A 16,361-nucleotide genomic window follows, 5' to 3' on the forward strand; every position below is an offset into this window, starting at 1 on the left:
ATATGTTGTTGGCTGCACGTAATTCTTTTTAATAGTTAGAGAATACTGGTTTTTTATTACAGGCAGCAACAAAGAAGGTTATTGCTTTTAAAACCAATGCTTCTTTTAGCACCTGCTTTTTAATAACCTTGCCGCTTAAACCTTTACTGATTTTAGCATTTAACAGAAATACAAACATTAATTTTTGCCGGTAAAAACAGCATCGCACTGCTCCTAAAGCTTCGTATTTTGGTGTGATAAAAGAAGCATTACGGCATCGGCTTAAAACCTTCCCACCTAACTTTCCATTCACCGTTTTTTGGAAAACCGGGATTTTCGGTTTTTTTGCCGTCCCAGCCGGCACACATCATGGCAACTGCAGCTAATAAACCACCGTTTCCGGGCAGGTAAATAGTTAAACGCTTGTCCTGATAATTATGTCCGTTTTGCAAATAAGTGTTGGTTTCTACGTTTTTAAACAACGCATCAATTGCTTCTTCCGGTACGTTTAAGCGCGTTGCCGTCATGGCTACCATCGGAAAGTCCCAGCCCCAGGTGTGCTCCCAATGCCATGCTTTTTTTACCAGGTTAAAAGTAGTATGCATAACTGCCGTATCTAACTGATGGCTTGGCGGAATGGTACTTAAAGCGGCCAGCACGGCAGGATGATCAGTGAGATATTTACTATCCGGCGAATAACAATCAGGCACGCTTTCCGCAGCTAAATAAACACCATTTTTCTGCGGAAGCCTGGCCAGTTTGTTCAACACCAAATCCCATTCCTTTTTTCGCGGTAAACCTAATCGCAATCGCCATTGTTGCGCTATGTTCAGTGCCCAGTCCCAATAAGCTAATTCGTAAGTTGGGTTGAAAGTATCAACCGCGTTAAAACATTCCTGTGCTGGAATCATGCCTTTTCCCAGATTATAACGATTATTTTGAGCATCGAAAGTTGGAAAAGAAGCCATAAAATCTGCCGTGGCAAAAACCAGCTCTTTGTATTTATTCAAAACATCCATGCTCTTTTTATCACGATAAATTAGTTCTGCCAGATAAATTAAATGCGGTTGCTGCCAGATCAATAAAGCACCAACAGAAGAAGGCGATTCCCGGCCTTCGTTATCCGTCATTTTCTGCCAGCGTACGCCTTTAAAACCTTGCCGTTTTGCAATGTCTTTGGCGCCCTTGTAAGCTGTGAAATACCAGTTCATGCTTTTCTCCAGCAAATCCGTCCGGTTCCAGAAAGCATAATGTGCGGCGTGCCACCAAAACATTTCCATGTGCGGTTTGCCGTACCAACTGTTGTAAGTTAAACCGGTTTCCTGCGGCGGAAAGTTTCCTGCGCATTGTACCTTTTCGAGATATTGTGATAAAACTACTCTTCGTTCCAGTTCAAAAGCCCTTTTATCCGTGCTTCCGGCAAAGTCGACTGCTGCGCCAGATTGCCAGAAAGTGTTCCATAGTTTTTGACTGTTTGCTTCCGTTTTCGCAAAACCATCTGCCTGAACATTTTTTATTTTTGGGGAAAACAGAAAGCTGAACTGAAACGTGTTGCTTCTTTTATCAGGTAAAATTGTATAATAATGGCTGGGCTTTTTTTTGGCGATGGCATCACTCCATTTACCAGTTAAATAGTAAGTTGTTGTATCTAAAACATGTTTAAAAACAGCACCGTTTTTTTGGTTTTGGATGATTGCCGACTGGTGCTTTTCATTGTTTTTATAATTCGATCCAAAATCAGCAAAAGCGCCGGTTGGATAAGGAAAACGGATACGCAATTCTAACCTTCCTTCCTGAATTAAAGGCGAAGTAACTTTTGCCGCAATTTCGTCTTTGGTTTGATGGGCGCAGGTAATTACTTCTACCGGAACACCTTCAATGGTGAATTTGCTACTGATCTCGCCTTTCCATAAATCAAGTTCCTGATGGATGTTTTTTACATCTTCCAACGAAATTAACGAACCATCTTTTTTATAAATATCCAACCCAATATTACCTAATTGCAAACGGTGCTGGTTAATGCGAAAATAATCGGCCGATTCTTTGTTGATTTCCGGCCCGTGCCATTGCACCGAGTATTTGATCTTTTTTCCATCCAGATCATATTCTTTCAAGGAATTTTCAAACCGGTAATTTTCTTTGTTCGGGAAACTATGCCAGCCCCATTCAGATTCTGTTCCGAGCGGAACTCCTTTGGCATAAACTTCCGGGAAAGTTTGCAAGCCCGTTGCATCAACCGTAAAAGCAAATTTGCCGTTGCCAACCGTTAAAGAAGATAAAGTATCTGCCTGATGAACGATAACATTATGCCGGCCAACTACCGCTTTTCGGTCAATTTTTTGTGCTAAGCCAGAAAAAAAAGAAATAAATAAGGTTATGAAAGTTATAAAACGAACAGATTTCATGATCAAAAAAGGTTTATCAGCGGAGGACGCAATTATAATTTTAAAGATAGGATAAACCGTCCTGAACTATCTTTTTTCTGATGGGCAATGCTTCTTTTACCAGGCAAAAATTCAGGTAGCTGCTTTGCTTTGTTTTAAAACTTTTAATAAATCCACTTTTTTAGTTCTGATCTCTTTCCAGGGATCATGCCTGTTTTTTAACAAACGCGGAACATTTTTAATGTTGAAGTTTTTAATCTGCAAATCATCATTTACTTCTTCCCAAAACAAAGGCATAGAAACCGTTGCCCCAGGTTTTGGACGCGCAGAATAAGGTGCGGCAACGGTTTGGCCGCGGCGGTTTTGCAAGAAATCGATGTAAATTAAACCTTTTCTTTTATCTAAACTTCGTTCCAAACTTGTAATGTCCTGCTCTTGTTCGTGTACCAGTTGCGCCACGTAATTGGCAAACTTTTTTACAAAATCGTAATCGTATTGAGCGGCCAAATAAATGTAAATATGAATGCCGGTAGAACCGGAAGTTTTTACAAAAGACGGGATTTCCATCTGATCGTAAACAGCTTTTACCGTTAAAGCTACTTGTTTTACCTCGCTAAAATCATTTCCGTCGGGGTCCAGGTCAATCACCATAAACTCCGGGTTTTCCGGTTTTTTATAGCTGCTTAACCATGGATTTATTTCGATACAACCTAAGTTAGCCGTAAAAATCAAAGAATCCACATCGTTACAAATCAAATAATCGATCTCTTTCTGGTTACTTTCCGAATAAACCGGAACAGTTTTTATCCAGCCGGGCATTTGCTCAACGTTCACATCTTTCTGAAAAAAACCTGGTGCATCAATGCCGTTTGGATGACGGTTTAACGAAAGCGGCTTATCTTTTAAATAAGGCAAAATATAACCTGAAATTTGCTCATAATAATACAACAGCTCGCCTTTGGTTATTTTTTCGTTTTTCCAGAACAGCTTGTCGAGATGTGTCAGTTTGAGATTTTTATGTGCTAAAAGAAGCATCTGTTCTATGTTTTCTTCTTCAACTTTTTCTTCTTGAACCGCATTGGCAAATTCGCGCTTCACATCACGGGCTTCTTTATCAATTCTTAAACCTTTGTAAACCGGGTGCCGCAAATGCACGCCTTCGGTCCATTCTGTAAAATTTACTTCGCAAACCAGTTCCGGTTTTATCCAGGTTACGCTTTTTTCCTGGGCAACAATTGTTTCTTTAGAAAATGGTTTTTGGGAGATTTCGAGTGCTTCCATCTGTTCGTAAAGCTCTTTTAAAACCTGGTTGTTAAAACCGGAGCCGCAGTTACCCATGTATTGCAAAGTTCCGTCCTCATCATACAAACCTAAAACCAATGCACCGAAATATTTGCGTGCACCGGCAGGATTGGTAAAACCGCAAATAATTGCTTCCTGACTGTTTGCCTGCTTAAACTTCAGCCAGGCATCGCTTCTTTTACCGATCAAATACGTGCTATCGGCTTTTTTAGCGATAATGCCTTCCCAATTGTTTTTCAGGGCTTGTTCAAAAAATTCTTTTCCTTTTTCTGCCACATGTTCGTGGTAGGTAACTTTGTTGGACTGCTGTTTTTGAAGCAGTTTTTTCAGCAATTCTTTCCGCTGGATTAACGGCATTTCCTGCAAACCATGTCCGTTTAAATAAAGCAGGTCGAAAACGTAATATTTTAAAATGTGCTGCTTGTCATCCTTTTCAAAATGCTGTAGCGACTGGAAATCTTCTTTTCCCAATGGGTCCTCCACAGTTATTTCTCCGTCTAAAACGGCGTTATCTTTAACCGCTTCCAAAGCTTCTGCAATAGCGGGATAGGTTGTGGTATAATCCTGCCCTTTCCGCGTAATCAGTTTTACCTGTTTTCCGGTTGTTGCAATAATGCGGTAACCGTCCAGCTTGCGTTCAAACACCCAATTTTTATCGTTAAAAACAGTATTGGCGGGTTCTGCCAGCATGGGGCTGTAAGGAAATTTGGTTTCTGGTTCTGGGTTTTTTTCTGGTTCTGCTTTAACAACTGCGCTGCCTTTTTTAAACTTTTTTCCGGCTGTTTTTACTTCTTCGGATACCAGTTGCTCGGCATCAAATTTCTCGTCCGTTGCAAATTCGTCGCGGTGCTTTATCAGCAACCACGAGTTTTGTTCATCTTCTTTAATCTTGACCAATGCAAACTCACCCTGCAACTTTTTTCCGTTCAGCCTAAACTTTAAGTTGCCCGAATACAAACCTTTATGCAGTTCTTTTACATCATCTTTTCTATCAGCAGCTAAAGATTGGTAAGTGCCTTCATCAAAAATAGTAACTACGCCTGCGCCGTAATTTCCTTTTGGGATTTCGCCTTCAAACGTTCTATAATCGTAAGGATGGTCTTCTACCATCATGGCCAGCCGCCTGTCTTTTGGGTTTAACGATGGCCCTTTCGGCACTGCCCAGCTTTTTAAAACGCCATCCAGTTCCAGCCGGAAATCATAATGCAAATGCGAAGCATGATGCCGCTGCACTACAAAGCGTAGTTCTTTGCCCGGATTTTTCCCTGCTGTCGGCTCCGGCGTTTTATCAAATTTACGTTTGCTGTTATATTTTTCTAACGTCATGGTTGATGCTGTTTTTATGCACCTTTTTTATTCAAACTTTCCATCAACTGTTCGTATAAATCATCACTTTTAGGTTTATGCGGCGTTAACTTTTTAATGGTTGGCCGTTTGCCTTTTGCTTTGGCTTTGATAATTTTCAACAGGTCTTCGGTATAAGTATCTTTATACTGATCAATGTCGAAATCGGTTGTGTATTGTTTGATGAGCGCCATTGCCACATCAATTTCTTTTTTGCTGATGTCGATATCCGGATTGGTCTTGATTTCAGAACTGTCCCTGATCTCCTGCGCAAACCTGATCCTTGAAATAACAATAACATCGTTTTGAACATAAATAACGCACAAATGCTCTTTCTGGCGCAATACAAATTGGCCTAAACCAGCCATTTTAGACCTTTTTAAAGCATCTAAAAGTAACATATATGCTTTTTGCCCTTGCTTGGTTGCTTCTGCATAATAAGAAGTTTCAAAAAGCATCGGGTTGATTTCTGATACTTTTACAAAGTTTTCAATGTCGATAGTTTTGCTTTTCTCCGGACTTGCATCTTCAAAATCCTGTTCTTCCAAGATCACGTACTCATCATTCAGTTTGTAACCTTTTACAATTTTCTCGTAAGGCACTTCCTGGTCGGTTTTTTCGTTTACCCGTTTAAAATGAATTCTTGAATGATCGCGGCTGTCCAGCATATCCAAGTCCAGCGAGCTATCCTCGATAGCAGAATACAATTTGATAGGAATACTTACCAGCCCGAAAGAAATTGTACCGTTCCAGATTGATCTCATGGTTTTTGAAGTTTTATGTGATGATAAGTTAAGATTTGAACGAATTGTTTATTATGTAGGGACAATTCATGAATTGTCTTAAAAGGCGATTCTTGAATCACCCCTACAGGGGTTTAAAACCTACTTCACTCCTTTCAACTTATCCAATTCCAATTTTGATACGGTAAAAACAGTACCGTGCCGAATGCCTTTTGGCAAACTGATTTTATCTGAAATATCTGTCCAATTAACCAAATCTGTAGAAGTGATTGCGCCATATTTGTGTTCGTTATATTTATCAAAATAAACCACCCATTGCTTGCCAATTTTTAAAGTTGTCGGTCCTTCTGCCCAATATTTTCCGGTGATTTTTGCGCTAGCTTTAGTAAACGAACCAGTGAGGTTTTTACTAAAAGCAATCTTCAGGTTTTTTTGGGCTGGTTCGCGGGTTTCATCTTTCATAAATAGTACAAAACGGTTTCCATCAGGTACAATGGTTGCATCAATTACATTAAAACCAGGATCGTAAAGTAATTTGGTATCGGTATAAGTTTTAAAATCTTTTGTACTGATATAATATAAACGGTGGTTGTAACCGCTTTCTGCCGAAGTTGCCGTATTTGTAAACTTGCCGGTAATAGTTGTCGACCAGTAAATCATGTAAGTTTTAGTTTTATCATCATAAGTAATTTCCGGCGCCCAGCAATTTCTGGCTCCTTCTTCTTTTGCCATCACCGGTAAAAACTCTTGTTCCGACCAATGGATTAAATCTGGAGAACTTGCATAACCAATTCCTTTATCCTGCCAGCTTACCGTCCAAACCATGTGGAATTGATTGTCTGCGCCGCGGATGATACAAGGATCGCGCATCAGTTTATCTTTACTTACGGTTGGTTTTAAAAAAGACTGATCGTTTTTTAAAGCTTTCCAATTGTAACCATCTTCGCTAAAAGCCAGGTGTAACCCATCTTGTCCGTTATCTTTAAAATAAGCAAAAGCGTATTCGTTGTTTTTGGGTTGATGCTTTACCGCACAACTGCTGGCAAAGCATAAAATAAAAAGGTATAATGCTCTTTTTAACATGTTTTTTTGGGGGAATTGTGTAAAGGCAATTGGTTAAACAAGGTTCTGGTTTTCAATCTTACATATTCTGTTGCTGATTTACAAACTGCTTTTTCTGATGCTTCTTTTATCACCCTAAAATTTACCTGGTAAAAGAAGCATTTGTGGTTGTATTATTGTAACAGATTTTAACGCAACATTGCTACTGTTTTATGCCACATGAATTTATAAACTATATCAATCAATACGGTTACCTGGCCATATTTGTGCTGATATTGATACAGGAAATTGGCATTCCAACACCAATACCAAACGAACTGCTGATGCTGTTTTCGGGCTATTTGGCTTACACAGGCGCCTTAAAACTTTATTTTGTGTTACTTATCATTATTTCTGCCGATTTTCTGGGCGCCAATATTTTATACAGCACTTTTTACTTTTTCGGGCCGACCATCCTCAGCCATAAACCCAAATGGTTCCCTTTATCTACTGAAAAAATCAACAAAGTTTCGGCAAAAATAGCCAATGGAGGATTATGGTCGGTTTTTTTAGGCCGTATTACACCTTTTATCCGCGGTTATATTTCTGTAATTGTTGGGCTGCTGCACATCAAACCTAAAAGTTATGTGCCCATTACGCTTATTACCGCTTGTTTGGTAACCTGTACTTATGTACTGCTCGGGCATTTGCTTGGCCCTTACTGGGAGCAGGTTGCAGCAAAATTAACCACCATAAAATATACTGTATTTTTTATGGTTGTCCTGATTGCCTGCATTTTAGCCATCCGGTATTTTTATCGAAAAAAAGCAAAAAGAGCTGCAAATGTTACGGAAGAAACCCGACCTTTCAATAATTAACCCTGCCATGATTTTATGCTGAAAATCCATGTAGTATCAGAAACGCCCTTTGTGATGAAAGGACAGGGCGTGCATACTGCTTTTGTGGAACAAGTGGCATTGCTGAAAGAAAAAAACGATGTACAGGTAGTTGTGAACGAAGAAGGCTGGGGCGATGTGATGCACTGCCACACTTACGGCCCGTATTATTTTTGGAAAGGGCGCAAATATAAAGGCCGGCGCATCCATACGGCGCATGTGATCCCGGATTCGATAAAAGGGTCGCTGCCGATGTGGAAATACCTTTTTCCGTTTGTAAACTGGTTTTTTAAAAAGGTTTTTTCTTATGCTGATGTGGTTATTGCTTTATCGCCGATGGTAGAAGAAGCAATTTTGGCATTGGGCGTAAAAAGCAGGATTGTTAAAATTTACAATCCGGTCTTAATCAGCAAATGGAAACGCACCAATGAAAACAGGCAAAAAGGAAGGGAATTATTAAAACTGAGCGGAGATAAAAAAGTAATATTGGGCGTTGGCCAACTGCAAAGCCGAAAAGGACTGGAAGATTTTTTAGACATAGCAGAAGCAATACCCGAAGCCACTTTTGTTTGGGTTGGCGGCCGGCCATTTGGAAAACTAACCGAAGGCATAGAACGCATAAATAACCGCATAAAAAAAGCATCGCAGCATATTTATTTTGCCGGGATGTTTGACCTGGCTGCTATGCCAGCTATTTATGCTGCTGCGGATGTTCTGTTGTTTCCTTCCTACCAGGAAAACTGCCCTTTAGCGCCGCTTGAAGCTGCTGCTTGTGGTATGCCGGTTGTTTACCGCGACATCCGCGAATATTCGTTGCTGTATAAATTTCCTTACTTAAAAGCAGCAACAACCGAAGCCTACATTGCGCTAACTAAAAAACTGTTGCACGAGCCGGAATTTTACAGGCAAGGTTTACAGATTTCGGAACAATTGATCAAACAGTTTGACCAGGAAAAGATCAGGCAGGAACTGATTGATTTGTATCGGGAAGTGGTTGGGAAGGATTAATTTTGATTTTAAACTTGAATTAGAAATCTAAAGTTTAAGGCTGATATTACACAACTTCATAATCCAAAAAAAGGTCGGTAAAAGAAGCATCAAACTTTTATCCTTGTTATTAAAGTTTATCCGTTATATCAAAATGCTCTAATGTTTTTTTACCATCGGGCAAGCCATTAAAAACGGAGTATAAAACATATTTCTTGTCTTGGTCAATTCCCGGCAATGCTTTGCCGATCACTTTTTTAACTTGTTCGTTTTCCCGCTTTAATCCAAGTGTGTCTTTTAGTTTGATGGATGATAAATAATAGATCATCGGGAAAGTTCCTTCTGGCATGGTTTGGGTCAATATCCTGAAAATTTTAGGTTTACTTGGAACCTGGCCAATGGTATAAGGAAAAGTATATTTTCCGTTTACCTGCTGCACCACTTTATAAAAAAACCTGCTCATTTCGCTTTCATCGGCATACTGCCATTGCCCGCTTGGCCGGAAACATTTTTCTGCTGCTGCCATATCGTTTACGGCATCGATCCAGTAAGCTTTAGCATATTTTTCTTTTGCCTGCTGATAAAGTTCCGGCGCGTTCTTACCATTGATGGTGTACTGCCCAATATCCAATTTATTTAGTTTCCAGCCATAATCGTATTTGCCGTAAATAGCCGTAGCCAGCCATTTATCAGCTCCGTTTTTTAAGAGCAGGAAGGCTACATAATTTTGTTTTGTGGTAGACTGGTTGTATTTTAACGTATAAGCATTGTTTCCTTCAGCATCTGCATTAATCACAAGTGGGCCGGGCTCACTTTTATCGTTAATGTAATATTCATCCAACATACTGTAACTGCCCAACTTACTACGCAAGCTGATTAGTTCTACTGTCCGCTCAATCGGATCGCCTTCCAGCAATTCCTTAGACATCATGTTTTTCACATCTTCCGGCTTGTTAGCTTTCAGGGCATCAAATAACTGATCGTTCAGCTTATGAAATTCTTCCCTTTTATCAGCTTTAATTGCTTCATTTTTCCAGGTACCGGCTGGTCCGTCATCCTGCTGGCAACCATAAAAAGCAACAACGATCAGCAAGAAACCAAGAGGTTTAAATAGGTATTGTTTCAAAAGGTACATGTTTAATTTTTTGCTGATGATATTATAAAAGTTTAAACCGGGAGAAACATTTCCAAATATTTGTTATCGGTATTGATAAATTTTTCTGCTTTTAAGGCATATCTTCTCCCTATATTAAAATCCAAAATGTTATTACTGGATATTAATAACAAAATAGATTTTGATAAATATATAAACAAATCAAGCTAAAGAAAGGATAATATTTTCTTTAAATCTAAACATGTTTGCATAAAAAATAATTTTTGTGCTTAGATTAGGAATTTAATCTGTACCTGAACCAAAATAACTAATCATTGAAAAGTACCGGTATTTTGAAAGAATATAAACATCTATTAGGCCTGGATATTCTATTTGACCTTTCTCCTGATCTGTTGTGTTTGTTAAACCAAAACGGTTGCTTTTTAAAGACGAATAAATATTTAAGGCAAGCTTTAGGTTACAGCGAAAATGAAATGCATAACCGCAATTTTTTGGATTTTATTCACCCGGAGGACCGGGAGAATTCTATCAAACAACTGGAAGCCTTGGCCAGAAATGAGGTTGTATCTCAATTTAAAAACCGCTATCGCAGCGCCAGTGGCTTGTATAAATCGTTTTCCTGGAATGCTGTCCAGCTACCGGATAAAACTTTTTATGCTTCTGCCCGTGATATTACCCAATCTCTAAACATCCAGAACCAGTTAGCCAAAGCGATTACAGAAAATCAGAAACTATATGATAATTCGCTCGATGTATTTTGTGTTTTTGATGTTGAAGGACGTTTTATCAGGGTGAGCAAAGCTGCAAAAACTATTTTGGGCTATAACGAACAAGAGCTATTAGGAAAAAATTTCCTTGATTTTGTTCATCCTGATGATTTAGCTTCAACCATTGCTATTGGCAGGGACATTAAATCAGGGAACAAAAAAACCAATTTCGAAAACAGGTACATTCATAAAAACGGTTCTGTTGTACCGCTAATCTGGTCGGCACAATGGCTTCCCTTAGAAAATAACGCGTTTGCTACGGCCAGGGATGCCACCGAAAGAGAGAAGCAGAAAGAAAAGCTCTATTTTAATGAACGCCGGCTGGCAGCATTGCTTGAAAGCGGAAATGACCGGATCGGGATACTGAATGCAGATGGTATTTATCAGTATATAAGCCCTTCAGTTAAAAAATTCTTTAACCTGGGCCCAGACAATTTCATTGGTAAAACGCCTTTTGATTTTATCCATCCTGATGATGTTGAACGGATTAAAAGTGCTTTAGCATATATTTTAACTACGGAAGAGCCTGTTCATGTTTCTCCGTTCCGCATTCAAAACGGCGATGGGCACTGGTGCTGGATAGAAACTTATGCAACCAATATGCTGAATGATCCGGCTATCCAAGGCATCGTTGTTAACTCCCGCGACATCAGCATTAAAATTAAAGACGAAGAAGAAAAGCGGTTTGCAGCAGAAAATTTACGGTTAAGCAATGAACGTTACCAATTAGTAACAGAGGTTACCAAAGACGTAATCTGGGACTGGAACCTGGAAACCAACCAACTAAGCCGCGAAAAAGGCTTTGAAAAGCATTTTGGTTATCCCACTGAATTGAAAACAACATTTGGAAACTCAACATGGGAAGCATATATCCATCCGGATGATAAAGAACGGATTTTAAAAAGTATCCATAATACGATTAACAATCCGGACGAAAAGTTCTGGCGGGAAGAATACCGTTTTTTAAAGGCCGACGGATCTGTCGGCTTTATCACCGATCAGGGTTATATCATTAGAAATGCCTATAAAAAAGCAATCAGAATGGTGGGTGCCATGCACGATATTACCGAACTGAAAGAAAAAGAACTGTGTATTTTAAAGCAGAATAAACAACTGCGTGAAATTGCACAAATAAATTCACACGTAATCAGGCGGCCAGTGGCCAGTATTTTAGGGCTGATCGATATTTTTGATAAAAAGGCTGTAACCGGAAAAGATAACCTCGAAATTCTGGAACATCTGGAAAGCTGTACCCAGGAACTGGATATGGTAATCAGAAGTATTAATGATATAACTTTAGATTGAAAGCCTAAACGTATTTTCCTTTTTTAGCTGTACTTTTTCCTGCAAAAACAGAAGCCCGGGCCAGCTCTCATTTTATGCCGATAAAAGAAGTATGCTTTATTAAAAATTACTTCCTGATTTTACTTTAACGGATCCAAATTTTCCTATTCACTATTTGTGGGAACAATAATTTATAAGTTAAGAGGCCAATTATCCGACTATTAAAAAGCCAACCTACCAATTCCTACACAATTCCTACAGAATTGTCTTTTAATTTTAAGCTAATTTAATAAATTATATGGCCGTAGTAAAAATTAAGAACTTTTCTAAATTTTGTTTAATATAGTTTATATGCTTCTTTTATCAGCAAAAAATACAAACAAATATAATAGTGCAAAAAGAAGTATGATTATTCAATTTAAAGAATGACTAATTGGCATTTCTGTGAAAATATTGATTATTGAAGACGAAGCAGGATTGCGTGAAAGTATTGAGGAATATTTTACCGAAACAGGAAATATATGCGAAACAGCAAATGATTTTCATTCGGCTCTTAACAAAATCAACCTGTACCGGTACGATTGTATTGTACTTGATATTACTTTGCCTTATGGCAATGGATTAGAAATCCTGAAAAGTTTAAAAGAGAATAATTATTCGGATGGTGTATTAATTATTTCTGCAAAAAATTCGCTTGATGATCGTTTGCAAGGTTTAGATTTAGGTGCAGATGATTATTTGGTAAAACCGTTTCATCTTTCAGAATTGCGTGCAAGGGTAAGTGCTGTTATCCGCAGAAAATCTTTTAACGGAAATAACCTGCTTGCTTTTAACGAAATCAAGATTGACCTTTTGGCAAAATCAGTAAAAATTGAAAACAACAATATCAAACTTACTAAAAAGGAATACGCTTTATTGCTATATTTTCTCGCCAATAAAGGCAAGGTCGTTTCTAAAAATGCTATTGCAGAGCATTTATGGGGAGACGGGATTGATGTTGCAGATAATTTTGATTTTATCTATTCGCATATAAAAAACCTTCGGAAAAAACTAATGGAAGCCGGAGGTTCAGATTATATTAAAGCAGTATACGGAATGGGTTATAAATTTACTGCCTGATGAAGCTTTTTGCTACTTACAACAGGGTAAACCTGCTTACAACTGTTATTGTAATCCTGATTACTGGCCTTATTTATTATCAGGTAATCAGCCTCATCCTCACCAATCAATTAAACAAAGACCTGGAAGTAGAAGAGCAGGAAATATTAGATTTTGTAAAACTGAACCATCAATTACCACAGGTTTTTGATTCAAATGACCAGCAGATAACTTTTAGCAAACCACAAAAAACACCTGTTAAAAGAAGCTTCATCAGCACGTATTATTATAATAAAAAAGAAAAAGAGCCTGGCCGAGGTTTAATCATGCCAGTTAATGTAAACGGAAAATGGTATCAAGCCACAATTTCAGAATCTACGGTAGAAACAGAAGACCTTATCAAAATCATTTTCACCATTACCATTGGTATTATTTTACTTCTGATCACGATCCTGTTTTTTATTAACCGTTTTATCCTTAATCGTTTATGGCAAGCTTTTTATGCTATCTTATCCAGATTAAGCCTGTTTAATGTTACTAATTTTAAAGAAGAACAAATCCCGGAAACAACTATTGATGAGTTTAATCAGCTAAACGAAGCTGTTGAAGCAATGTCTGCACGGGTGAGAAAAGAATATCTGGAACTAAAAAAATTTACCGAACATGCAGCACACGAATTACTTACGCCAATTGCTATCATCAATTCTAAACTTGATACCTTAATTCAGACTGATAATTTTAGCAAAAGGCAAAGCGAACTGCTAAGTGATTTATACGGAACGGTTTCGAGGTTAAAAAGGCTGAACAAAGCCATGCTGTTGCTGGTAAAAATTGAAAATGGGTTAGTGGAAGAAGAACACGTTATCAATTTAAAAGAAATGATTACAGAACGGCTTGCTTCTTTTCAGGAGCTTTTTTTAGATAAAGAATTAGCGGTAAGCCTTGAGCTGGAAAGCAAAGCAATCAGGGCGAACAATTACTTAATCGAAATACTGTTAAATAACATTTTAAGTAATGCCATCAGGCACAATAACTTTGGCGGAAAAATCAAAGTGATTTTAAATCAGAAAAGCCTGGTTATACAAAATACAGGCACAAACCTGGCTTTAAATAATAAAGAGATTTTTAGGAGGTTTAACAAATCTACAGAATCTGAAGGCAGCGGATTAGGTTTAACTATTGCAAAGCAAATCTGCGAAAACTATCATTATCAGTTTTCATACGCCTTTTATCCGCCTTTTCACAACTTTAAAATTGATTTATAATCTTTCCTGATTTTATCGTTTCTACAAAAATCCTACAACATTCATCCATACTATTGCACCGCAATTAATTGCTTTTCAGGTTGAGAACAACAAAAAGTTATCCTAAAAACAGCATTTGGAAATGGAAATACTATTTTATATTCCTGTTGTTAAATGTTACAAATTTTATATTTGCACAAACGAACACAAATTTTAACACAGATACTTCTTTTAGCACTAAAAAATCTTTGTCAACTATTGATAAAGGTTTTAAGCCTTTTATTACTCCCACTGTTTTAATTGGTTACGGAAGTTTGGCGTTAATTGTTCCGCCGCTTAAAAACCTGAACCATTCTATCCAGCATCAAATTGTAACCAACAATCCCAATTTTTCTACCCATGCTGATGATTATCTGTGGATGGTTCCTACCGCTGCACTTTACGGTTTAAACGCAGTTGGCATTCAAGGGAAACATAATTTTCGCGACCGTACTTTAATCGTTTTAATTGCTAACGGAATTATGGAAGTTGGAAGCCAGATCACTAAAAAATCTGTACGCGAACTGCGGCCAGACGGCGGCGATTACGAATCTTTTCCTTCCGGCCATACCGCTTCTGCTTTTACCGCCGCAGAATATTTGTACCAGGAATACAAAGATGTTTCGCCGTGGATTGGTTATGGCGGATATGCAGTAGCCGTTTCAGTTGGCGTTTTGAGGCTGTACAACAACCATCATTATTTTGGCGATGTGGTTGCTGGCGCTGGTTTAGGTATTTTATCGACCAAAATAGCTTATACCATTTATCCTTTTGTTGCTAAACATTTGTTTAAAAATGATAGCTTTAAAACAGTTGCCATTCCGGCTTACATACATGGAAGCCCGGGTTTTAGTCTGGTCCATCATTTTAATTGATTTTTCTGAAAAATGCTTTCCAAGCTGATCAAAATAGTTTTCCTGCTTACTGTTTTTACAAGTTGTTTTTCGGCTTTTGCACAAAACAACACGCTGGAGTATTATCAGGATCAGGCGCTTAAAAACAGTCCGCTTTTAAAAGATTATCAAAACCAGGTTGCAGCAACAAAACTGGATAGTTTGGGCATTAAAGCCCGTTACAAACCACAGTTTGGCTTAAACAGTTCCGGTGTTTTTGCGCCGGTTATCCGTGGTTACGGTTACGAAGGTTCCATTACCAATATCCAGACTTTTAGCGGCGTAGTTGGCGTAAATCAATCTTTGGACAGTAAACGTTACATCAAAGCGCAGTTAAAAACGCTTAGAATTGCGGCTGATTCTATTGATAACACCCGAAAAATTTCTGAGCAGGATTTAAAAAAGTCCGTCATCGGCCAATACATTACCGCTTACGGAAGTTTGCAGCAATTAGAATTCAATCAGCAGGTTAATACTTTGTTATCCAAAGAAGAAAAAATCCTGAAAAAATTAACGCAGCAAAACGTTTACCGGCAAAGCGATTACCTTACTTTTTTAGTTACGCTGCAACAGCAAAACCTGCAATTGTCGCAATCCAGGATTCAGTTTCAAAATGATTTTGCAACCTTAAATTATCTTTCCGGAATTGAAGATACTACTTCAGTTAAACTTCAAAATCCGCAAATCCAAGTTGATTATGTTCCGCAAATCAGCAACAGCATTTTCTTTAAGCAATATGGTTTGGATAGTTTAAGATTAGTCAACAGTAGAAAAATTATTGATTTTACTTATCGTCCGCGCGCTAATGTTTTTGCCGATGGCGGTTACAATACCGGTTTTATTGCGCCCTGGCTGCATAACTTTGGTACAAGCGCCGGTTTTACCTTAACGCTTCCTATTTACGATGGCGGCCAGCGAAAACTGCAATACAAAAAACTAAACCTGGAAGAAGAAACGCGCCGAAACTACCGTGCTTTTTTTATAAGGCAATATAATCAGCAGATTGCACAATTGCAGCAGCAGATCACTGGAAATGAAAGTCTGATCAAACAAATTACAGATCAGCTAAAATACTCAGAGCGTTTAATTACGGTAGATTTTGAGTTGATGCAAACCGGTGATCTGCGTGTTGCTGATCTGGTTCTGGCTATCAACAATTACCTCAGCGCAAAATATCTGCTTACACAAACCAACATCAGCAGGCTGCAATTAATTAATCAGTTTAATTACTGGAACCGGTAATCTC

At 38.3% G+C, this 16,361-nt stretch carries 13 protein-coding genes; 7 read left to right on the forward strand and 6 right to left on the reverse strand.

Features of this window, described 5'->3' with window-relative positions:
* Nucleotides 1–28: 28 nt before the first annotated feature.
* From GO621_RS07645 to GO621_RS07665, 5 genes are all read right to left on the reverse strand, one after another.
* Entirely contained in the window at nucleotides 29–292 is a 264-nt protein-coding gene (locus GO621_RS07645; protein WP_157565724.1) for a hypothetical protein, read from the reverse strand.
* The gene (locus GO621_RS07650) at nucleotides 249–2,384 is read right to left on the reverse strand and encodes a hypothetical protein (protein WP_157565725.1); all 2,136 of its coding nucleotides are present in this window, start codon (nucleotides 2,382–2,384) and stop codon (nucleotides 249–251) included. The genes GO621_RS07645 and GO621_RS07650 overlap by 44 nt, the downstream gene beginning before the upstream one ends.
* 111 nt (nucleotides 2,385–2,495) lie before the next feature.
* The gene (gene ligD / locus GO621_RS07655; RefSeq protein WP_157565726.1) at nucleotides 2,496–4,991 is read right to left on the reverse strand and encodes a DNA ligase D; all 2,496 of its coding nucleotides are present in this window, start codon (nucleotides 4,989–4,991) and stop codon (nucleotides 2,496–2,498) included.
* 14 nt (nucleotides 4,992–5,005) lie between these two features.
* The gene (ku, locus tag GO621_RS07660) at nucleotides 5,006–5,773 is read right to left on the reverse strand and encodes a non-homologous end joining protein Ku (RefSeq protein ID WP_157565728.1); all 768 of its coding nucleotides are present in this window, start codon (nucleotides 5,771–5,773) and stop codon (nucleotides 5,006–5,008) included.
* Between the two features lie 120 nt (nucleotides 5,774–5,893).
* A complete protein-coding gene (locus tag GO621_RS07665) occupies nucleotides 5,894–6,835 on the reverse strand; it encodes a glycoside hydrolase family 43 protein (RefSeq protein ID WP_232335609.1) in 942 nt (313 codons plus the stop codon).
* A gap of 191 nt (nucleotides 6,836–7,026) precedes the next feature.
* Between GO621_RS07665 and GO621_RS07670 the strand changes: the two genes are divergently transcribed.
* Both GO621_RS07670 and GO621_RS07675 read left to right on the forward strand, forming a co-directional pair.
* Nucleotides 7,027–7,671 carry a DedA family protein gene (locus GO621_RS07670; RefSeq protein WP_157565730.1) on the forward strand — a complete coding sequence of 215 codons (645 nt, stop codon included), beginning with the start codon at nucleotides 7,027–7,029 and terminating at the stop codon, nucleotides 7,669–7,671.
* 15 nt (nucleotides 7,672–7,686) lie between these two features.
* Nucleotides 7,687–8,697, forward strand: a complete 1,011-nt coding sequence (locus GO621_RS07675; protein ID WP_157565731.1) for a glycosyltransferase family 4 protein — start codon at nucleotides 7,687–7,689, stop codon at nucleotides 8,695–8,697.
* Between the two features lie 109 nt (nucleotides 8,698–8,806).
* Here the strand turns inward: GO621_RS07675 and GO621_RS07680 are convergent, their stop codons facing one another.
* Nucleotides 8,807–9,811: a hypothetical protein gene (locus GO621_RS07680; RefSeq protein WP_198170172.1), complete on the reverse strand. Its 1,005-nt coding sequence runs from the start codon at nucleotides 9,809–9,811 to the stop codon at nucleotides 8,807–8,809.
* A 293-nt stretch (nucleotides 9,812–10,104) separates the two neighbouring features.
* Between GO621_RS07680 and GO621_RS07685 the strand changes: the two genes are divergently transcribed.
* The 5 genes from GO621_RS07685 to GO621_RS07705 all read left to right on the forward strand — a co-directional run bounded on the left by GO621_RS07685 (nucleotide 10,105) and on the right by GO621_RS07705 (nucleotide 16,357).
* A complete protein-coding gene (locus tag GO621_RS07685; RefSeq protein WP_157565734.1) occupies nucleotides 10,105–11,862 on the forward strand; it encodes a PAS domain-containing protein in 1,758 nt (585 codons plus the stop codon).
* A gap of 423 nt (nucleotides 11,863–12,285) precedes the next feature.
* A complete protein-coding gene (locus GO621_RS07690) occupies nucleotides 12,286–12,960 on the forward strand; it encodes a response regulator transcription factor (protein ID WP_317163406.1) in 675 nt (224 codons plus the stop codon).
* Nucleotides 12,960–14,204, forward strand: a complete 1,245-nt coding sequence (locus GO621_RS07695) for a sensor histidine kinase (protein ID WP_157565736.1) — start codon at nucleotides 12,960–12,962, stop codon at nucleotides 14,202–14,204. Before GO621_RS07690 ends, GO621_RS07695 begins: the two co-directional genes overlap by 1 nt.
* Before the next feature lie 80 nt (nucleotides 14,205–14,284).
* On the forward strand, nucleotides 14,285–15,097 hold the full coding sequence (locus GO621_RS07700; protein ID WP_157565738.1) for a phosphatase PAP2 family protein: 813 nt from the start codon (nucleotides 14,285–14,287) through the stop codon (nucleotides 15,095–15,097).
* A gap of 12 nt (nucleotides 15,098–15,109) precedes the next feature.
* A complete protein-coding gene (locus GO621_RS07705) occupies nucleotides 15,110–16,357 on the forward strand; it encodes a TolC family protein (protein ID WP_157565740.1) in 1,248 nt (415 codons plus the stop codon).
* Nucleotides 16,358–16,361: the final 4 nt, after the last annotated feature.

This window comes from Mucilaginibacter arboris, from assembly GCF_009754915.1.
Lineage (GTDB): Bacteria > Bacteroidota > Bacteroidia > Sphingobacteriales > Sphingobacteriaceae > Mucilaginibacter_A > Mucilaginibacter_A arboris.